Source organism: Klenkia terrae, assembly GCF_900491935.1.
GTDB classification, from domain to species: Bacteria; Actinomycetota; Actinomycetes; order Mycobacteriales; family Geodermatophilaceae; genus Klenkia; species Klenkia terrae.
In genome coordinates this window covers 2,281,576-2,300,345 of sequence record NZ_UEXK01000004.1, presented here as the reverse complement: position 1 = coordinate 2,300,345, position 18,770 = coordinate 2,281,576, and the positions used below count along the sequence as shown (strand labels likewise).

Sequence of the window (18,770 nt, the reverse complement as noted above, 5' to 3'; positions counted from 1 at the left end):
GGATGACCGGCCCAGCTCCGCACTCGACGCGGCCCGTGCCAGGGTGACCCGGTGCCCTCACCCCAGGCGTTGAGCGAGGCCGACCGGCGGACCGTGGCGGCGTGGGCCGCGGACTGCGCCGAGCGGGTGCTGCCGCTCATCGAGTCCGAGGCGCCCCACGACGACCGGGCCCGGGACGCCGTCGCCCGGACGCGCGCCTTCGCCCGCGGCGAGCTGGGCACCGCCGGGGAGATCAAGCGCCGCTTCGAGGCCGGCCGGGCCGCTGCCTCGGCCACCTCGCCGGCCGGTGCGGCCGCCGCCCGGTCCGCCGCGCAGGCCTCCGGGGTCGCGCACATGGGCGCGCACGCGCTGGGCGCCGCGGCCTACGCCGCCCGGGCCGTCGCGCTCGCGCACCCCGACGACCCGGACGCCGGGCCCGCCGAGGTGCGCTGGCAGCTCGCGCACCTCCCCGACGAGGTGCGCGCCGCCCTGCGCACACTGCCGGCCGCGGGGACGGACCGGTCCGGTCCGCTGGGGGCGGGGCTGCTGACCTCCGGCGCGCTGGGCGTCCTCACCCGAGAGATCCAGGCCGGCCTGGCCTGAGACCGCCGCGGCGCACTCAACCCAGCTCGGACCTCAGCAGGGCGACCGCGAACGGGGTCACCCAGAGGGCCACCGACACCGGCCACCAGGTCCGCGCAGGCAGGCTGCTCACCCGGCGCATCGCCCAGGTCAACGGCCCGGCGACCCCCAGCAGCACGAACCAGAGCACGCCAGTGGCCCAGACGACGACGCCGATGCCGTCGTCCACGAGCGTCGGATCGACGGCCACCCACCCCAGCTCCCCGGCGACCACCAGACCCAGCAACCAGGCGAAGAGGACCGGGTACCAGGCCAGCGCGCCCACGAGCAGCCCGCCGAGCACGAGCAGCACCCAGCTCGCCGGCACGCCCAGGCGCCGACGGCGGGTGCCCGCGTCCGGGGCAGTCAGGTCGACCACCGCGCCATCCTGGCACCGCCGTGCGGGCTGCACCCTGGGTCCACCCGTCGCGCCGCCCCTTCCCCCAGGGCAGGACCTGGAGGGAGGGGCGCCCCGCTGGGTCCACCCACCCTGCGACTGCAGCGGTCAGCGGCGGCGGGCGGAGCGGGGCGGGGCCTGGCGCATCCGGTCCCGCAGGCGCAGCAGCAGCCGGGTCAGGACCGGGGCGTCCTCGGCGGGCAGCAGGTCCAGCAACGCCGCCCGGACGACGGCCTCGTGCCCGGGCAGCACGCGGTCGATCAGCGCCCGGCCGGCCGGGGTCGCGCTGACCACCGTGCCGCGGTCGTCGGCGGGGTCCGCGCTGCGCGCCACCAGGCCGCGCTTCTCCAGCACGGTCGCCTGGTAGGTCACCCCGCTGCGGCTGTAGACGACCCGGTCGGCGATGTCGGTCATCCGCTGGCTGGGCTCGGGGCCGAGCACCAGCCCGGCCAGCACCTGGAACTGCACCCAGCTCAGGTCGCCGTCGGCGCGCAGCTGCTGCTCCACCGCGTACTGCAGCAGGCTCGCGGTCTCCATGAGGGCGAAGTACGTCTGCAGCTGCTCGGGCGCGAGGTGGTCCGGGCTCGTCACGGCACCGAGCCTACCGGGCACTTGCTTCGAACTCGGAACACCTCTACGGTCGCCAGTGTTACGAGTTCGAAGCACCTACCCAGGAGGAACACCATGAAGGCAGTCCGTTTCCACGAGTTCGGCGACCCGCAGGTCCTGCGCAGCGACGACGTCGACACCCCTCGGCCCGGGGCGGGCGAGGTCCGCGTCCGCGTCGCCGCCACCACCTTCAACGGCATCGACGCGACCATCCGGGCCGGCGCGATGCAGGGGCCGTTCCCGGTCGCACTGCCGCACGTCCCCGGCGTCGAGGTCGCCGGCACCGTCGACGCGCTGGGCCCCGGGGTCGAGGGCCTCGCGGTGGGCGACCCGGTCGTCGGCTTCCTGCCGATGATCGCCGACGGCGCCGCCGCCGAGTTCGTTTTGGCCCCGGCCGACGTCCTGGTCGCCGCGCCGACCACCATCCCGCTCGCCGACGCCGCCGCGCTGCCGATGGTCGCGCTCACCGCGTGGCAGTCGCTGTTCGACCACGGCGGGCTGACCGCCGGCCGTCGGGTGCTGGTCGTCGGCGCGGGCGGGGCGGTGGGCCGGTACGCCGTCCAGCTGGCCGCGGCGGCGGGCGCGCACGTCGTCGCCGTCGCCGCGCCCCGCCACCGGGAGGCCCTCCTCGCCCTCGGCGCCGCCGAGGTGGTGGACCCCGCCGCGACCCCCCGCACCGAGCCGGTGGACCTGGCCCTCAACCTGGCCCCGGTCGAGCCCGAGCAGCTGGCCGCCCTCGCCGGGCTGGTCCGCGACGGGGGTGCCGTCGTGGCCACCACGGTCTGGATGCCCGCGCCCTCCGACGAGGCCCGCGGCGTGCGCGGCGTCGACGTCTTCGTCCGCAGCGACGCCGCCCAGCTCGCCGAGCTGGTGGCCCGGGTGGACAGCGGCGAGCTGCAGGTCGACGTGGCCGAGCGGGTGCCGCTGGCCCAGCTGGCCGAGGTGCACGCCCGCGCGGGCGCCGGCGCACTGCCCGGCAAGGTCGTCGTCCTGGTGGGCGGCTGACCGGGTGGTCAGCTGCTGCGGCGCTGCGCCGTCCCGACCGCGAGCGCACCCAGCCCGGCGGCCACGACGAGCGCGATGCCCTGGAGCAGCTGCGGGGCCTCGCCGAGCAGCAGCGCGACGATGAACGGGATGGTGCCCAGCACGCCGAGGTCGAGCCCGCGGACCAGGGTGACCCCGACGCTGGTGGGCACCGCCCCCATCGGCGAGGAGAGCACCGGGCCCGACCAGTCGAGCTCGGGCCGGTACCCCCCGCGCACGGCGGCCCCGGCCCAGGCCGGGGCCGTCAGCACGCCCAGCACCGCCCACTCCCAGCCCAGCCCGACCACACCCGCCGACACCCCGCAGACCAGTGCCATGCCGGCCAGCGGCACGATCGCCCGGGCGCGCACCACGTCCTGCGAGCTCAGCGGCATCGCCCGGTCGGCGGCCGGTGACCCGTGCGCCCGCCGACTGGGTTCACCGAGGGCGACCGCGGCCAGCCCCCAGCCGATCACCACGGCGACGGCGACCAGGCCGGGCACCTCGCCCAGCCCGCGGGTGCGGGCCGCCAGCACCGGCAGCGCGGTGCCGATGGCCAGCTGACCCCACCGCCACGGCGAGCGGGAGAACACGGCCAGGTCCCCGGCCACCACGGCCTGCCAGGGCTCCTTCACCCAGGACCAGCTCCGCTGCCGCCGCGGCGGGTGCACCGGGGTGCCCAGCGCCCGGCCCAGCTCACGGGTGTCCAAGGACAGCGCGGACGCCGAGGCCACGAACACCGCCGTCCCCCGCTCGCGCAGGGCGCCGGCGGCCAGCCGGTCGCTCACCCGGTCGGCGGCCACGAGGCCGGCGACGGCCAGCACCGCGGGGACGCCGATCAGCAGCGGCAACGGGACGTCGGGCGCCGAGGGCACCCAGTCCCAGCCGTCCACCAGCGTCCCGCCCACCGCGGGGACGACGACCACCACGGTGGCCAGCGCCCCGGTCACCGGCGCCACCCAGCCGGTCCGCCCGCCCGCCTGCAGCACGACCAGCCCACCGACGACGGCCAGGGCCAGCAGCGCCGCCCCGGCGACGGTGACCGACACCTCCGGCACGCTGGGCGCCTGCGGCGCGGCCAGCACCACCGGCAGCGCGACGACGACCGCGGCCACCACGGCGACCAGGCCGACCTTGCGCAGCTCGCCGCGCAGCAGGCCACGCCGTCCGGCCGGCAGCGGCAACCACCACGCGGCGGTGGCCGGGGTGGCGCTGACCGGGCCCAGCCGGGACAGCAGCGCGACGACGGCCGCGGTGACCAGCACCGCGGCGACCAGCGCGGTCAGCTCGCCGGGCAGCACGGCCGACCCGGTCTCCGGGCGGGCCGCGATCCGCTCCCGCAGCGAGGCGAACGCCCCGCCGAACACCGCGACGACGACCGCCGCGGTGGTGAGCGCGGACAGCACGTCCCCGCCGAGGGTCAGCCAGCTGGTGTCGGCGCGCTCCGCGGTGGCCCGGCGGGTGAACCGGCGGACCCCCGCACCCGAGAGCTCCAGGGTCGGGTCGGCGTTCATCCCTCGTGCAGCGCCGCGACGGCCGCCTTCGGCGACACGACGGTGCACTGGTCGTCGTCGACCACCAGCACCCGGCGGGCGACGGTGGCCAGGAACTCCGGGTCGTGGCTGGCGAACACCACGGTCAGCCCCTCGGCGACGTCGGCGGCCAGGCGGGCGGCCAGCCGCCGGCGCATCTGGGCGTCCAGCCGGCGCTCGGGCTCGTCGAGCACCAGCAGCCGGGCCGGCCGGACGAACGCGGCGGCCAGCGCGAGCCGGCGACGCTGGCCCGAGGACAGCGCGGAGGGCAGCGCGTGCGCCCGCTCGGCCAGGCCGAACTCCTCGATCTCCTCGGCGACGACCTGCTCGGCGTCGGCGACCCCGTGCCCGCGGGCGGTCAGCAGCAGGTGCTCGGCGCCGGTGAGGGAGGGGAAGAAGGCGTCGTCGTCCAGCACGGTGGCCACGGCCCGGCGGAAGCCGGCCTCGCGCTCGTCGACGTCCCGCCCCTCGAGCTGCACCGTGCCGCCCAGCGCCGGCAGCAGGCCGACGACGGTCTGCAGCACGGTGGACTTGCCGGCCCCGTTCGGGCCGATCACGCCCAGCGCCGTGCCGGCCTGCACGCTGACCGTGACCGGCGCGCAGACCGGCTCCCCGCCGTAGCCCACGGAGAGGTCGTGCACCTCGAGCAGCCCGTTCTTCGCCATCGTCGCAGCAGCGTAGGGCGCCCCCCTGTGCGGCTCAGCGCTCGGTGCGCTCCTCGGCGCGCTCCTCGACGGCCGCCTCGACGAAGGGCTCGGCCGGGGACGGCACCTCGGGCGCGGGCACCGGGCGCCCGGGCAGCACCAGGTTGAGCACGATGGCCACCACCGCGGAGACCACGATCCCCGAGCTGAACAGCGCACCCCACTCCCCCGCGATGCCGGCGATCGCGTCCGGGGCGGCCGCGATGCCCCGGCCCAGGGCGACCGACATGGCCACGATGAGCAGCGCGCGGGTGTCCAGGCCGTCCTTGCTCAGCAGCTCGATGCCGATCGCGCAGACCATCCCGAACAGCACCAGCACACCGCCGCCGAGCACCGCCGGCGGGACGGCGGCGAGCACCGCGGCCAGCTGGGGCAGCAGCGCCAGGCCGACCAGCACGCAGGCGCCGATGGTCACCACGTGCCGGCTCATCTGCTTGGTGAGCGCGACCAGGCCGATGTTCTGGCTGAACATCGTGGTCGGCAGCGCCCCGAACACCCCGCCCAGGACGGCGGACCCGCCCTCGGCCAGGATGCCGCCGCGCAGCTCGCGCCGGGTGGCCGGCCGACCCGCGCCGCCCTCGGTGACCGCGTGCACCGTGCCCACCGAGTCGACCATGTTCACCACGCCGACGATCGCCATCGACGCGATGGCCACCACCTCGAACGAGACGCCGAACGCGAACGGCGACGGGAAGGCCAGCACCGGCCGGTCACCGACGCCCGACAGGTCCAGCAGGCCGGCCGGGATGGCCACCAGGTAGCCCACGACGACGGCGATGAGCACCGACGCGGCCTTGGCCAGCCCGCGGGCGAACTGGTTGAGCACCACGGTCAGCACGAGCACCAGCCCGGCGACCCCGAAGTTCGTCCAGGACCCGAAGCCCTCGCGGCCGACCCCGCCGGCGGCCAGGTTGATCCCGCTGGGCAGCAGCCCCAGGCCGATCACCAGGATGATCGTCCCGGTCACCACCGGCGGGAACAGGAACGCGATCTTGTGGATGCCCAGCCCGATCGCCACCTGGACCAGCGCGGTGACGAGCACCCCGCCCAGCACGGCGTCCAGCCCGCGCTCGGCGGCCAGCGGGACGGCGACCGCGATGAACGCGAAGCCCGAACCCATCATCAGCGGCAACCGGCTGCCGACCGGGCCGATGCCGATGGTCTGCAGCAGCGTGGCCAGACCCGCGCACAGCAGCGCGGCCTGCACCAGCAGCACCGCCTCGCCGGTGGTCGCGCCGATGCCCCCGGCCAGCAGGATCGCCGGGGTCAGGTTCGAGGTGAACATGGCCAGCACGTGCTGCAGGCCCAGCGGCACCGCCACGCCCCACGGCGGCATCGCGTCCGGGTCGCCCGGGTCCCGCCGTCCCGTGCCCTTGGTCGCCTTCGTCGTCGCCATGTCCTGCTCCCCCTGGCTCCCGCCGGTGCCCGGTGCACCGGCGACGGTGCCGAGACTGACGGGTCCGCGTCACAGCCAGGTCACAGGTCCGTGTCGGGCTCCGCGAAGTCGACGGCGGCCAGCAGGGCGGCCAGGCGCTCCCCGCGGACGGGGTGCACCTGGGTCACCCAGGCCCCCCGGCCGGCCAGCTCCCGGCGCAGGGCCTGCCGGTCGCCGTCCACCGCCGCGAGGTCGGCCGCCGACGGGCCGCGGCGGACGGCGTTGGTCAGCCGGGCCCGGAGCGCGTCGAGCTCGGCGCGGGGCAGCGAGGGGCGCTCGTTGACCACGACGCCGGTGACCGCCTGGCGGGCGCCGCGCCCGCGCACCCGGGTCTTGGCCGGCTGCAGCGCGAACCCCTCGTCGGCGACGACGACCGCCACCCGGTGCCGCAGCGCGGCGGTGCCGCGCCGGCCGGAGAAGGTCAGGTCGTCGGCGTAGCGGGTGTAGACCGCGCCCGCCGCCGCGGCCAGCCCGGCCAGCCGCCGGTCCAGCCGGTGGGCGGCCAGGTTGGCCAGCTGCGGGGACGTCGGCGCCCCCTGCGGCAGGTGCGGGGTGGCCAGCGCGGCCCGGACGTGGGCACGGGCGCCCTCGCTGCCGCCCGGCGGCATGGTCGCCAGGTCGTCCCGGGTGGCCGAGGTGGTGCACAGCCCGGTCAGCAGGGAGGCCACCGGCTCGGGGTAGCCGGCCGAGCGCAGCGTCGCCCACACCCGGCCGGCGCGGACCGTGGCGAAGAACGCCGCCAGGTCCAGGGTGAGCAGCTCCTCGGCACCCACGTGCTGCCGCGCCCCGGTCAGGGCGGAGCGGCCGGCGACGAACCCGTGCGCGGCGGGGTGCGGCGGGATCGGGGCGAGCACCCGGTCCAGCAGCACCCGCTGCACCGCGCGCAGCCGCGGGGTCGGCACCTCCAGCAGGCGGGGCACCCGGCCCGGGCGGGGCAGCCACCGGCGGCGGTAGAGCTGCAGGTGACCGGCCGGCTCGGTGCGCTGGCGACCCTGCGGGTCGGCGTACCAGGAGAGGTGGTCGAGGTCGGTGCCCAGCATCTCGGCGACGTCGGCCAGGTCGTGCAGCGGGTGCACCGGCCAGCGGGCGCGACCCATCCGGGGGGTGGTCGGCAACCAGGCCCGCACCCGGGGCTCGGCGGGACGGGGCAGCGGCTCGCCGTCGTCGTCGAGCCGGGGCCGGGCGTCGAGCAACTCCTCCCGCACGCCGAGGAGGAACCCGGCCAGCTCCCGCGGAGCGTCCCGCGGCGGCTCCCGGTGGGCCGCGACCGCGGCGGCCGCCACGGCGGGCAGCCAGTCCGGCGCCGGGTCCAGCACCACCCGGCCCTGCTCGACCAGCGCCGGCGCGGACCACTCCGGGGAGCCCAGGAACGCGGCGGCCAGCGCGCGGGCGGTGCGGGTGCCGGGTGGTTTCACGTGGATCGTGCGGTGGCGCGGGTCGACCGGTCCCGTCGTCCCGACGCTGAGCTGCGCGGAGCGCTGCGTCGCGCCGGAGGCGTGGTGGTGGAGGCTGCGTGCGGTCCCCGGGGCATCCCCGGAGCTGCCGGCCCGACCTGCGGCACGGCGTCCTCGAGCCCGCGCCACCGCATGCCGGCCACCTTCCCAGACCCGTCCGCCGGGCTCTACCTTCTGCGGCGTGGCCCGATCCGTCGTCCTGCTCCGCGGCATCAACGTCGGCCGGGCCAAGCGGATCGGCATGGGCCCGCTGCGGGAGGCGCTCACCGCCCGCGGGTACACCGACGTCGCCACGCACCTGCAGAGCGGCAACGTCGTGCTGACCACCGACCTCGTCGAGGACGGGCTGGCCGCCGACGTGCACGCCTGCATCCAGGCCGACTTCGGGCACGACGTGGCGGTCGCCGTCCGGTCCGCCGCCGAGGTGGCCGCCGTCGTGGACAGCGGCCCGGTCGCGCTGCCCGACGGCGCCGACCTGGACCCGGCCCGCTACCTGGTCACGTTCCTGCCCGCCGTCCCCGACCCGGCCGCGGTGTCCGCGGTCCCGGTGGCCGGGCCCGGGGAGGGCGCCTGGGCGCTGCGGGGACGCGACCTGCACCTGTGGCTCCCCGACGGCGTCCTGGACACCCCGGTCGGCAGCTGGCGGTGGGACCGCCTGCTCGGCGCGCCGGGCACCGGTCGCAACTGGACGACGGTCACCCGGGTCGCGGAGCTGGCCGGACGCCCCGGGGGGTGAGGTCGGGGGCACCCCGGAGGTGCCCCCACCAGGTCGTCGTGGTCGACTGTCGGGGTCCGGGCCGTCCCCGGCGCCCCGCGACGACGACGAGAGGGACCCGCGTGGACCGCGACACGGCGAGCCCGGTGTGGCCGTCCGTCGCACCCCCGGACGCCCCACCGGGGTGGATGTGGCCGCTGGCCCGGGTCTCCGAGCTCCCCCGCGTCCGGGCCCAGCTGCGCCGTCACCTGACCGCCGAGCTGGGCGACGACCTCTCCGCCGAGGACGCCGAGCTGGTCGACCGGGTCGTGCTCGCCTTCGACGAGATGGCCTCCAACGCCCTGCGGCACGGCGGGGCCGACGTCACCGCCCGGGTCGCCCCGCACCGGCGCTCCTGGCTGGTGGAGGTCTGCGACTCCGCGCCCGTCCGACCGCCGACGCCGGCCATCGGGCGGGACCCCAGCAAGGGCGGGCTGGGGCTGTACCTGATCGCCGAGATGTCCACCGCGCACGGCTGGCACACCCACGGCGCCGCCAAGAGCGTCTGGGCCCTGCTCCCCCGCTGAGCCCCGGCCGGCCTCAGTCCAGCCGCAGCGCGACCAGCGCGACGTCGTCCTCGGAGTCCTCCGGGCGCAGCCGGGCCACGACCGCGTCGCAGAACGCCTCCAGCGCCTCCCGGCCCGGACCCACCGGGCCGAGCTCGGCGAGCAGGCCGGTCAGCCGGGGCAACCCGTCGTCCAACGGCATCTGCCGGCTCTCGACCAGGCCGTCGGTGTAGAGCAGCACGGTGGCGCCGGGCTGGACCACCAGCTCGTGCTCGGTGCGCGGTGCCCGGTCGTCGACGCCCAGCATCAGGTCGGCCCGCGCGGTGGCCAGCTCCTGGACCGTGCCGTCGGGCCGCAGCACCATGATCGGCGGGTGCCCGGCGTTGGACCAGCGCACCCGGGTGCCCCCGGCCTCGCCGGCCGGCTCCAGGCGGGCGATGGCCGCGGTGCCCATCGTGTCCACCTGCAGGCCGGTGATCGCCCGGTCCAGGTCGGCCAGGACCGCCGCCGGACCCCACCCCGACCGGTGCGCGATGCCGCGCAGCAGCCCGCGCAGCTGACCCATGGCGGCGGCGGCCTCCGTGTCGTGGCCGACGACGTCGCCGATCACCACCATCGTGCCGCCGTCGGGCTGGCGGAAGGCGTCGTACCAGTCACCGCCGACCTGCGCGGCCTCCGCGGCCGGCAGGTAACGGACGGCGATCCGGGCCCCCGGCGTGGCCGGCGGGGCGGTGAGCAGGCTCAGCTGCAGCTCCTCGGCGATCCGCCGCTGCTGCTCGTACAGTCGCACGCTGTCCAGGGCGAGGGCGGCCCGGTCGGCCACCTCCCGGCCGGCCGCGAGGTCCTCGTCGTCCATCGGCGGGCGGTCGGCACCGCGGTGCACCGACAGCGCACCCACCGACCGGCCCCGCGCCACCAGCGGGAACGTCACCCCGGACACCGCGTCGGCGGGGACCTCGCCGGTCGTGCAGGTCGCGGAGTCGCCGAGCACGGGAACCACGGCCCGGGCCAGCTGGTCGAGGGCCAGGGCCGGGGTGAGGTCGCCGGCCAGCATGGCGCCGAACCCGGAGGTCACCTCGGCGATCATCGCCAGCCGGGCCGCGCTGCGGACCACCTGGTCCTGCGCCCGGCGGCGCTCGGTGACGTCGAGGAAGTACCCGCTGAGGCCGTCGGGGCCCGGCCACGCGCGCCCCTCGACCCAGGCGTCCAGCGGCGGCGGGTAGTAGGCGTCGAACCCCCCCGGCTGCCCGGTCTCGGCCGCCCGCCGGTAGTGCAGCTCGAAGTCGCTGCCGACCGCGAGCGGGAACAGCTCCCACACCACCCCGCCGAGCATCTCGTCGCGGCCGCGGCCGAGCCCCCGCTCGGCCTCGGCGTTGACGTAGCTGAACCGCCAGTCGGCGTCGAGGGAGAAGAAGGCCGCCGACATCGACTCGAGCACCCGGGAGACGCGCGCCTCGGCGTCCCGCTCGCGGGTGGTGTCGTAGGCGACGCCGAGCACCCGGGCGGTGCGACCGGTCTCGTCGGCCACCGCCCGACCACGGCCGACCACCCAGCGGGTGCGCCCGTCGGGCAGCTGCACCCGGTACTCGACGTCGAGCACCCCGACGGTGTCGATGGTCTGCTGCAGCGCGTCGGCCACCCGGGGGACGTCATCGGGGTGCAGCCGGGCGTTGAAGTCCGCGAGCGACTCGCCGAAGGAACCTCGCTCGTACCCGAACATCTCGACGAGGCGGTCGTCCCACACCAGGCGTCCGGAGGCCAGGTCCCAGTCGAAGCTGCCGATGCCGGCGGCTTCTGCCGCCAACTCCTGCACCAGAGCCGTCATCGGCAGATCGCGGCCCTCCATGCCTCCGATCATGCCTGTCCCCACCGACAACCGTCGACCACGACGGGCAGGATGGGCGCGTGGGGCACGGGGTGGACAGCGTCTTGGCCGGGGCCCGGGTGGGGCTCACCCGCTACGACCCGGCGGGCACGGCGGCCGCCCTGGACCGCGGTGCGCTCGTCGTCGACACCCGGACGGAGACCCAGCGCGCCGAGCAGGGCGAGCTGCCCGGCGCCCTGGTCATCGACCGGACCGTGCTGGAGTGGCGGCTGGACCCCACCTCGGGCAGCCGGATCCCCGAGGCCACCGGGTGGGACGTCGAGGTCGTCGTGGTCTGCCATGAGGGCTACAGCTCCAGCCTGGCCGCGGCCAGCTTGCGGGCGGTGGGCCTGCACCGGGCCGGGGACCTCGCCGGTGGGTTCGCCGCCTGGCGGGACGCCGGGTTCCCGGTCGGCCGCGGCCCGGCCGACGTCCGGCGCTAGCGTCCCCGCATGGCCACCATCCACCCCAGCGCCACCCTCGTCCCCGGCAAGCTGGAGCTGCTTCAGGCCTGGGTGCCCACCCAGCCCTGGGCGGAGGGCCTGGACACCTCCGCCCTGGAGCAGGTGGGCGCCTACCGGTTCGACGACCCGGCCGGCGAGGTGGGCACCGAGACCTTCCTGCTGCGCACCGGCGACGGCACGGTGCTGCAGGTGCCGCTCACCTACCGCGCGCAGCCGCTGGACGGCGCCGAGCTGGTCGGGACGACGCAGCACTCCGTGCTGGGCACCCGCTACGTCCACGACGGCCCGGCCGACCCGGTGTACGCCGCCGCCCTCGCCGCGGCCCTGCTCACCGGCACCCCGCAGGCCGAGCTGGAGCTGCAGACCCCGGGCGGCCCCGTCGTCCGGGAGCCCACTGCCCGGGTGCACGTCGACGGCGCGCTGGGCACCGTCGGCCCGCCGCCGTCGGACGCCGAGGTCGCCGTCAGCACGGTCGGGACGACGACGGTGCTGGCCACCGGCGCCGCGGACCTGGTGCTGCTGCGGGTGCTGGGCGGCGCGGAGGAGGGCTCCGTGGGCGGTTCGGTGCTGCGCGGCACCTGGACCGGCCAGGACACCCCGGTCCTCCTCGCCCTCGCCCGCTGACCCCCGCGCGCCGGATGTGACACGTCGTCGGGTCCTGGCCCCCGGACACCGCGACGAGTCACATCGAGCAGGAACCCCGGGGCCGCGGCTCAGCGGCCGACGGCGTAGCCCTGCATGCCGCGCGGGTTGGCGGCCGCGCGGAGCAGCCCGGAGGTCGGGTCGGCGCTGACCGCCGACAGCCGGCCCAGCGACCACGGGTCGGCGACGACGACGGTGTGGCCGCGGCGGCGCAGGTCGGCGATCACCGACTCCCCCACCCGGGACTCCACGACCACCTCGCCCACGTTGGTCTCGCGCGGGTAGAACGACGACGGGAACGCGGTGGTGTGCCAGGCCGGGGCGTCGATCGCGGCCTGCAGGTCCAGCCCGCGGTGGGTGTGCGCCAGCCAGAAGCACAGCTGCCACTGCTCCTGCTGGTCCCCGCCGGGGGTGCCGAAGGCCAGCCAGCGGCCGGTCTCGCGCTCGCGGGCCAGCGTCGGGGTCAGCGTGGTGCGCGGCCGCTTGCGCGGGGCGAGGGAGTTGGGCAGGTCCCGGTCCAGCCAGAACATCTGGGCCCGGGTGCCGAGCGGGAAGCCCAGCTCGGGGATGACCGGGGAGCTCTGCAGCCAGCCGCCGGACGGGGTGGCAGAGACGATGTTGCCCCAGCGGTCGACGACGTCGACGTGGCAGGTGTCGCCGCGGGTGGTGCCGTCGGGCTCGGTGATGTGCTCGCCGGTGCGGGCCACGGTGGGCTCACCGACGCCGGCGCCGGTGCTGTAGGTCCCGGACGGATCCGTCACGTGCCGGGGCAGCCGGGGCGGGCGCCCGTCGGGTGACCCGGGCCGCAGCTCCAGGCTTGCGGTGTCACCGACGAGCGCCCGCCGCTCGGTTGCGTACCGAGGGGAGAGCAGGTCCTGCAGTGGTACGTCGGGCACGTCCCCGTACCAGGCCTCGCGGTCGCCCATGGCCAGCTTGACCGCCTCGACGGTGGCGTGGACGACCTCGGCCTGTGGTGCCTGCTGACCAGCTCCTGCGCCCGGTGCCAGCGCCGGGAGTCCGTCCAGCATCGCCATCGCCTGGAGCAGTGCCGGTCCCTGGGACCACGGCCCGGCCTTCGAGACGTCCCACCCTCGCCAGTCGGTCGTGACCGGGGACTCGTACGTCGGCTGCCAGCTGGCGAGGTCGTGCCCGGTGAGGAAGCCCGCGTGGTCACGACCGGAGTCGTCACGCACGGGGCGCCGGGAGAACACGTCGATCGCATCGGCGACGAATCCGGAGTACCAGGCCGCGAGCGCCGCATCGATGCCCGCCTCCCGGGAGGGTCCGCGCGCTGCGTCGAGCAGCCGGCGGTAGGTGGAGGCGAGGACAGGGTTGCGGAACAGGCGACCGGCGACCGGAGGAGCTCCGTCGGCGGCGAGCCAGGTGGCGGCCGAGGTCGGCCAGTGGGTGGTGAAGTGCTCGGAGACCGAGTCGACGGTCGCTGCCACCCGCGGGGAGAGGGGGTGGCCGGTCTCGGCGTACTCGACGGCGAAGCGGAGGACGGCGTCCAGCGGCAGGCTGCCGTGGTCGCGGAGCAGGGTCAGCCAGGCACCGACGGCACCGGGGACGGTGGCCGCGAGCAGGCCCGTACCGGGGACCAGCTCGAGACCGAGTGCCTCGAATCCTTCGATGGTGGCTGCGGCCGGGGCGACCCCCTGGCCCGAGAGCACGGCGGCCCGGCCCGCGAACCCACCGCTCCCGCCGCGGGCGAAGACGATCGGGACCTCGCCACCGGGCCCGTTGAGGTGCGGCTCGACGACGTGGAGCACGAAGCCTGCGGCGACGGCGGCGTCGAACGCGTTCCCGCCGGCCTCGAGGGTCGCCATCCCGGCCGAGCTGGCGAGCCAGTGCGTCGAGGCGACCATGCCGAAGGTGCCGGTGAGCTCGGGACGGGTCGTGAACACCTGGCCAACCTACGGACCCCGCTGCTGGGTCGCAGCGTGCCCGAGGAGCCCGACGTCCAGGCGACGCCCCGCACCACCGCACGACGCCGCGCCCGGACCGCAGGGCGGGACGCCGGGACCGGCCCGGGGACGACGGCGGGGACGAGCAGGCGGGCCGAGCCGGCCGGTCGGACCGGGGACGGCCGCGGCAGCTCACGCATCGGGGCCGGGTCGTCGTCGTCCGGCGCACGGTGCCGGGCGACGGGGACGGTGCCCGGGCGGACGACGGGGCGGACGACGGGCCGGCCCCAGGCGAGGTTCTCGCCACCGGGCCCGGCGCCCCAGGAACCCAGCGCGCGGTAGGCGGCGCGGATCCAGGCCACCAGCCGCACCAGGGTCAGCACGGGGGCCGGCGACCGGCGGGCCACCGGGGCCGGGACGAGCCGGGCCACCGGGAAGGCCTGATGGGTGGCGACGGCGCGCTGGGCCAGCGCGACGCGCTCGGCCGACGTGAGCCGGGACAGCGGGGTCGTCGACGGGGCGCGGACGGCGGCGTCGGCGGCCCGGAGCCGAGCTGCGCTGCTGGGCCTGATGACCGGGTACTGCAGCGTGTCGGTCACGGGTTTCTCCTTCCTCGCTCGGAGCGGGGCCGCAGCCGGGTGCAGCTGCGGACAAGGAGAAGAGTGACCCGTGGGACGGGCGGGACGACGCCGCGCGGACACGCACCGGGACGCGCGTGACCGAACCGTTGTGCACGCCGTCCCGCCGGCCGGCGACCGGCCCACTGGGCGGGCCACAAGTCGACCTGCAGCGGCGTTTACGCAGGTGGATTTCCGGAACGGAGTCGGTGACCTCGCGCCGCGCCGCGTGGGGCGGGCGTGTCGGGTGTGACGGGGGAGGTCAGTGCCGGACGGTGCGGGGGTCTGCGCCGACCGAGCGCAGCGCCTGGACCAGCAGCGCACCCAGCGGCCCCTCGGCCACCGTGTAGTAGACGTACGTGCCCTCGCGGCGGCCCTGGACCAGCCCGGCCAGCCGCAGCTTGGACAGGTGCTGGCTCACCGCGGTCGGTGAGGTGCCGGCCAGCTCGGCGAGGCAGGCCACGTTGGACTCGCCCTGGGCCAGCGCCCACAGCACGGAGAACCGGGTGGGGTCCGAGAGCATGCGCAGCAGGTCGGTCGCGGCCCGGACCTGGGCAGGGTCGGGCATCGCGAAGTCGTCGATGCCCTGGTGCACACCCGGGATGCTAGTGCGGCAGGCTGCGCGGTGTGGCCTCCCGCATCCCCCTCGTGATCGACACCGACCCCGGCATCGACGACGCCCTGGCGATCCTGCTCGCGCTGGCCAGCCCGGAGGTGGACCTGCAGCTGGTCACCGCGGTGCACGGCAACGTCGGCCTGGCGCAGACCACGGAGAACGCGCTGCGGGTGCTGCACCTGGCCGGCCGCTCCGACGTCCCGGTCGCCGCCGGTGCCGCCGGGCCGCTGGTGCACCCGATCCCCGAGCGGGCCGGCCACGTGCACGGCGCCGCCGGGCTGGGCGGGGTCGAGCTGCCCGCCTCCCCCGCCGCGCTGGACCCGCGACCGGCCGTCGTGGCGCTGGCCGAGCTGCTGCTGGCCCACGACCCGGGCACCGTGACCGTCGCCCCGATCGGCCCGCTGACCAACATCGCGCTGCTGCTGCACGTGTTCCCCGAGGCCGCGGCCCGCATCGGCCGGGTGGTCTGGATGGGCGGCTCGGCCACCCGTGGCGGCAACGTCACCGCGGCCGCCGAGTTCAACGCCTGGGCCGACCCGGAGGCGGCCGCCGCGGTGCTCGGCTCCGGCCTGCCGGTGACGATGGTCGGCCTGGACGTCACCCTGCCGACCGTGCTCACCGAGACCGGCATCGCCCGCTTCCGCGACGGCGGCGGCCACGTCGGCGCCACCGCCGCCGGGGTGCTCCGCCAGTACGTGGACGCCGCCCGGGACCGCTACGGCATCGACGGCGTGGTGGTGCACGACGCGCTGGCGCTGACCGAGGCGATCGTCCCGGGCACGCTGACCACGGTGCGCCGCGACGTCGTCGTCGGCACCACGCTCGGCGCGGCCCGCGGCCAGACGCTGGTCGACCGCCGGTCGGTGGCCGAGCACGGGGTCGAGGTCGCGGAGGCCGTCGACAGCGCGGCCGCGGTGGAGTTCCTGGTCAGCCGGCTGGAGACCTACGGCGCCTGATCGGCGTCCGAGCTCTGCTGATCCAAGAACGTCTCGACCACGCCGGCCATCGCGTCGGCGTGGGTGAAGAGGAACAGGTGCCCCCCGCCGCGGACGACGTGCAGCCGGCCCCGCGGCAGCCGCGCGGCCATCAGCCGGGCGTTGGCCAGCGGGATGATCGGGTCGTCGTCCCCGGCCAGCACCAGCGTCGGCATCTCCAGCCGGTGCAGCCACGGCAGGCTGGACCACCGGCGCAGCGCGGCGATCTGGCACAGGTAGCCGTAGGGCGTGGGCGGGTGCGCCGAGCGCTGCGCGGCGTGCTCGCCGAGCAGGTCGGGGTGGTCCTGGATCCCGCCGCCGTACAGCGTCGGGGCCACCCGGGTCAGGTAGCCCGGGGAGTAGTAGCGCATCGGCGAGGCCAGGATGCTGATCGCCGCCGGACGGCCGGGCAGGGACACCCAGCCGGGGGTGGTGCCGGCCAGGACCAGCCGCCGGACGACGTCCGGGTGCCTCCGGGCGAGCTCCTGGACCAGCGCGCCGCCCCAGGACAGGCCCAGCACGTCCACCCGCTCGTGCCCGACCGCGCGGACCAGCTCGGCGACCACGCCGGCGAGCCGCCGCAGCGTCGGCGGGTAGTGCGGCGTGGAGCTGCCGCCCACGCCCGGGGCGTCGAAGGTGATCGTCTCCCGGTCGGCGAGGTGCTCGCGGAAGGTGTCGAACAGGTCGCCGGTCGCCCCGATGCCGTTGACCAGCAGCAGCGGGTGCCCGGCCCCGGCGTGGTCGACCCGGACCCGCAGCGAGAACCCGCCGACGTCCAGCTGCCGCGGTGCCGCGGTGCCCGCCGTCATGCGTGGCCGCCGCGGACGTAGCTGCCCGGCGCGTCCAGCGTGGCCGGGTGCGCGGTGCTGCCGAGGGTCTTCTTCGCCTTCCGCTTCGGCCCGCTGCGCGGCTCGAGCCACTCCACCCAGTGGTCCCACCAGGAGCCCTGGTGCTCGGTGGCCTGCTCCAGCCACTCGTCGGCGCTCGGGGCGGCTTCCCCCTCGGGGACGGGGTCCGTCGTCCGGTAGGAGCCCTTCGGGTTGCCCGAGGGGTTGATCAGCGCCTGGATGTGGCCCTGGCTGCTGAGCACGAACTGCACGTCGCCGCCGAGCAGGTCGACCGTGGGGTAGCAGGCGCGCCACGGGCAGATGTGGTCGGTGACCGCGCCGACGACGTAGGCGTCGGCGGTCACCCGGCCCAGGTCCACCGCGGTGCCCAGCACCCGCAGCTCGCCGGGGTGGGTCAGCGCGTTGCTCTGCGCCATGTCCATGAAGTCCCCGTGCAGGCCGGCGGGCAGGTCGACCGCGTCGGCGTTCCAGGCCAGCACGTCGAAGGCCGGCGGGTTCTTGCCCATCAGGTAGTTGTTGACCCAGTAGTTCCAGACCAGGTCGTTGGGCCGCAGCCAGGCGAAGACCCGGGCCAGCTCCCGGCCGCTGAGCACGCCGTCCGAGCGGCTCTTGCGGCCCGCGGCGGCCACCACCGGCCCGGAGATGAACGTGCCCACCTGCGAGGGCACCTCGAAGTCGATCAGGGTGACCAGGAACGTCACGCTGGCGAACCGGTCGTCGCCGGCGGTGGCCAGGTGGCCCAGCAGCCCGGCGCCGGTGATCCCGCCGGCGCAGACGCCGAGCATGTTCATGTCCGGGGACCCGGTGATGTCCCGGACGACGTCCGAGGCCTCCAGCGCCGTCCGGGCGTAGGAGTCGTAGTCCCACGCCGCGTCGGCCGAGGTCGGGTTGGCCCAGCTGAGCATGAAGACCTGGTGGCCGTGGCTGACCAGGTGCTCGACCATGCTGCGGCCCGGGGCGAGGTCCAGCACGTAGTACTTGTTGATCTGCGGCGGCAGCACCAGCATCGGCCGGGCGTGCACCTGCGGCGTGGTCGGCTCGTACTGGATCAGCTCGGCGATCTCGTTGGACCAGACCACCTTGCCGGGGGTGGCCGCGATCGTCTCGCCGATCACGAACGGCCGGCTGTCCACCATCGAGGGCATGCCGCCGTTGGCCTTGATGTCGTGCAGCGCGTGCCGGGCGCCGTCGACCAGGCTGCGGCCGCGGGTCTCGCGGGCCCGCTTGAGCGCGGCCGGGTTGCCCAGCAGGGTGTTCGTCGGCGCCACGGCCTCGGTGAGCAGCCGGAGCAGGAACTGGGCGCGCAGCTTGCTCTTCTCGTCGAGCTCCAGGTCGTCGACGACGCCGAGCACGGCCCGGTTCCAGGCCAGGTAGGACTGGCCCAGCCGCTTGTAGACCGGGTTCTCCTGCCAGGCCGGGTCCTTGAAGCGGCCGTCCTTGCGGTCGGGCTCGATCCCCGAGGTGCCCACGGCGACCCGGGCGAGCTGGGCGGTCAGGTCCACCCCGCGGCGGGTGAGCGCCCGGGGCTGCCGGACGACGGTGCCGACCAGCCGGCGCGCGGCGGCGATGCCCTGGGTGGGGCTCAGCGCCACCGGCAGCACCCCGGTCAGCGCCTCGATCGCGGCCTCGACCAGCTCGAGGTCGGACTGCTGCTCCGCCGGCTCGGCGACGGTGGTGGAGTCCGGTGCGGTCCGGTCCTCGGTCTGGGTCATGCGGAGTCTCCCGACCTCGTGCAGCACCGGGCCCGGACGGCCGTGTGCTGCCGGTCACATCCTGCCCCGGGGGTGCCGGACCCGCGCGGCCGGGCAGCGCTCCCGTCTGCGCCTC

18 protein-coding genes are annotated in these 18,770 nt (G+C 76.5%); 7 read left to right on the top strand and 11 right to left on the bottom strand.

Annotated features, from left to right (window positions below; genetic code table 11):
• The first annotated feature begins 51 nt into the window (after positions 1-51).
• On the top strand, positions 52-582 hold the full coding sequence (locus LFA75_RS11710) for a putative immunity protein (protein WP_225233815.1): 531 nt from the start codon (positions 52-54) through the stop codon (positions 580-582).
• A gap of 16 nt (positions 583-598) precedes the next feature.
• Here the strand turns inward: LFA75_RS11710 and LFA75_RS11705 are convergent, their stop codons facing one another.
• Together LFA75_RS11705 and LFA75_RS11700 are read right to left on the bottom strand one after the other, a co-directional pair.
• Positions 599-979, bottom strand: coding sequence for a hypothetical protein (locus tag LFA75_RS11705; RefSeq protein WP_225233814.1), 381 nt, complete (start codon positions 977-979; stop codon positions 599-601).
• Positions 980-1,105: 126 nt separating this feature from the next.
• Entirely contained in the window at positions 1,106-1,588 is a 483-nt protein-coding gene (locus LFA75_RS11700) for a MarR family winged helix-turn-helix transcriptional regulator (RefSeq protein WP_225233813.1), read from the bottom strand.
• A 93-nt stretch (positions 1,589-1,681) separates the two neighbouring features.
• Here LFA75_RS11700 and LFA75_RS11695 point away from each other — a divergent pair, with 93 nt between their 5' ends.
• The gene (locus LFA75_RS11695) at positions 1,682-2,611 is read left to right on the top strand and encodes an NADP-dependent oxidoreductase (RefSeq protein ID WP_225233812.1); all 930 of its coding nucleotides are present in this window, start codon (positions 1,682-1,684) and stop codon (positions 2,609-2,611) included.
• Between the two features lie 8 nt (positions 2,612-2,619).
• On the opposite strand, the gene LFA75_RS11690 is transcribed toward LFA75_RS11695, so the two are convergent.
• The 4 genes from LFA75_RS11690 to LFA75_RS11675 form a co-directional block, all read right to left on the bottom strand.
• A complete protein-coding gene (locus LFA75_RS11690; protein WP_225233811.1) occupies positions 2,620-4,143 on the bottom strand; it encodes a DUF6297 family protein in 1,524 nt (507 codons plus the stop codon).
• Entirely contained in the window at positions 4,140-4,826 is a 687-nt protein-coding gene (locus tag LFA75_RS11685; RefSeq protein ID WP_225233810.1) for an ABC transporter ATP-binding protein, read from the bottom strand. Before LFA75_RS11685 ends, LFA75_RS11690 begins: the two co-directional genes overlap by 4 nt.
• A gap of 34 nt (positions 4,827-4,860) precedes the next feature.
• On the bottom strand, positions 4,861-6,261 hold the full coding sequence (locus tag LFA75_RS11680; protein WP_225233809.1) for a uracil-xanthine permease family protein: 1,401 nt from the start codon (positions 6,259-6,261) through the stop codon (positions 4,861-4,863).
• A gap of 80 nt (positions 6,262-6,341) precedes the next feature.
• Positions 6,342-7,715 carry a reverse transcriptase family protein gene (locus LFA75_RS11675; RefSeq protein ID WP_225233808.1) on the bottom strand — a complete coding sequence of 458 codons (1,374 nt, stop codon included), beginning with the start codon at positions 7,713-7,715 and terminating at the stop codon, positions 6,342-6,344.
• A gap of 220 nt (positions 7,716-7,935) precedes the next feature.
• Here LFA75_RS11675 and LFA75_RS11670 point away from each other — a divergent pair, with 220 nt between their 5' ends.
• Together LFA75_RS11670 and LFA75_RS11665 are read left to right on the top strand one after the other, a co-directional pair.
• On the top strand, positions 7,936-8,490 hold the full coding sequence (locus tag LFA75_RS11670; RefSeq protein ID WP_225233807.1) for a DUF1697 domain-containing protein: 555 nt from the start codon (positions 7,936-7,938) through the stop codon (positions 8,488-8,490).
• 101 nt (positions 8,491-8,591) lie between these two features.
• On the top strand, positions 8,592-9,035 hold the full coding sequence (locus tag LFA75_RS11665) for an ATP-binding protein (RefSeq protein ID WP_225233806.1): 444 nt from the start codon (positions 8,592-8,594) through the stop codon (positions 9,033-9,035).
• Positions 9,036-9,048: 13 nt separating this feature from the next.
• On the opposite strand, the gene LFA75_RS11660 is transcribed toward LFA75_RS11665, so the two are convergent.
• Positions 9,049-10,860 carry a SpoIIE family protein phosphatase gene (locus LFA75_RS11660; protein ID WP_225233805.1) on the bottom strand — a complete coding sequence of 604 codons (1,812 nt, stop codon included), beginning with the start codon at positions 10,858-10,860 and terminating at the stop codon, positions 9,049-9,051.
• A gap of 59 nt (positions 10,861-10,919) precedes the next feature.
• Here LFA75_RS11660 and LFA75_RS11655 point away from each other — a divergent pair, with 59 nt between their 5' ends.
• Positions 10,920-11,321: a rhodanese-like domain-containing protein gene (locus LFA75_RS11655; RefSeq protein WP_225233804.1), complete on the top strand. Its 402-nt coding sequence runs from the start codon at positions 10,920-10,922 to the stop codon at positions 11,319-11,321.
• Positions 11,322-11,330: 9 nt separating this feature from the next.
• Positions 11,331-11,966 carry a CG0192-related protein gene (locus tag LFA75_RS11650; protein ID WP_225233803.1) on the top strand — a complete coding sequence of 212 codons (636 nt, stop codon included), beginning with the start codon at positions 11,331-11,333 and terminating at the stop codon, positions 11,964-11,966.
• Between the two features lie 89 nt (positions 11,967-12,055).
• On the opposite strand, the gene LFA75_RS11645 is transcribed toward LFA75_RS11650, so the two are convergent.
• Together LFA75_RS11645 and LFA75_RS11640 are read right to left on the bottom strand one after the other, a co-directional pair.
• Positions 12,056-13,888 carry a gamma-glutamyltransferase family protein gene (locus LFA75_RS11645; protein ID WP_225233802.1) on the bottom strand — a complete coding sequence of 611 codons (1,833 nt, stop codon included), beginning with the start codon at positions 13,886-13,888 and terminating at the stop codon, positions 12,056-12,058.
• Between the two features lie 879 nt (positions 13,889-14,767).
• Positions 14,768-15,100, bottom strand: coding sequence for an ArsR/SmtB family transcription factor (locus LFA75_RS11640; RefSeq protein WP_225233801.1), 333 nt, complete (start codon positions 15,098-15,100; stop codon positions 14,768-14,770).
• A 32-nt stretch (positions 15,101-15,132) separates the two neighbouring features.
• Between LFA75_RS11640 and LFA75_RS11635 the strand changes: the two genes are divergently transcribed.
• Positions 15,133-16,077 carry a nucleoside hydrolase gene (locus tag LFA75_RS11635; protein ID WP_225233800.1) on the top strand — a complete coding sequence of 315 codons (945 nt, stop codon included), beginning with the start codon at positions 15,133-15,135 and terminating at the stop codon, positions 16,075-16,077.
• On the opposite strand, the gene LFA75_RS11630 is transcribed toward LFA75_RS11635, so the two are convergent.
• Together LFA75_RS11630 and LFA75_RS11625 are read right to left on the bottom strand one after the other, a co-directional pair.
• Positions 16,065-16,904 (bottom strand): alpha/beta fold hydrolase, encoded by an 840-nt coding sequence (locus LFA75_RS11630; RefSeq protein ID WP_225233799.1) that lies wholly within the window; start codon positions 16,902-16,904, stop codon positions 16,065-16,067. The two genes, LFA75_RS11635 and LFA75_RS11630, sit on opposite strands and share 13 nt — an antisense overlap.
• On the bottom strand, positions 16,901-18,655 hold the full coding sequence (locus tag LFA75_RS11625) for a PHA/PHB synthase family protein (protein ID WP_225233798.1): 1,755 nt from the start codon (positions 18,653-18,655) through the stop codon (positions 16,901-16,903). The genes LFA75_RS11630 and LFA75_RS11625 overlap by 4 nt, the downstream gene beginning before the upstream one ends.
• Positions 18,656-18,770: the final 115 nt, after the last annotated feature.

Coding starts and splice junctions, on each gene's coding strand:
- LFA75_RS11695 (WP_225233812.1), top strand. CDS start 1,682: ATGAAGGCAGTCCGTTTCCACGAGTTCGGCGACCCGCAGGTCCTGCGC.
- LFA75_RS11690 (WP_225233811.1), bottom strand. CDS start 4,143: ATGAACGCCGACCCGACCCTGGAGCTCTCGGGTGCGGGGGTCCGCCGG.
- LFA75_RS11685 (WP_225233810.1), bottom strand. CDS start 4,826: ATGGCGAAGAACGGGCTGCTCGAGGTGCACGACCTCTCCGTGGGCTAC.
- LFA75_RS11680 (WP_225233809.1), bottom strand. CDS start 6,261: ATGGCGACGACGAAGGCGACCAAGGGCACGGGACGGCGGGACCCGGGC.
- LFA75_RS11660 (WP_225233805.1), bottom strand. CDS start 10,860: ATGGAGGGCCGCGATCTGCCGATGACGGCTCTGGTGCAGGAGTTGGCG.
- LFA75_RS11650 (WP_225233803.1), top strand. CDS start 11,331: ATGGCCACCATCCACCCCAGCGCCACCCTCGTCCCCGGCAAGCTGGAG.
- LFA75_RS11630 (WP_225233799.1), bottom strand. CDS start 16,904: ATGACGGCGGGCACCGCGGCACCGCGGCAGCTGGACGTCGGCGGGTTC.
- LFA75_RS11625 (WP_225233798.1), bottom strand. CDS start 18,655: ATGACCCAGACCGAGGACCGGACCGCACCGGACTCCACCACCGTCGCC.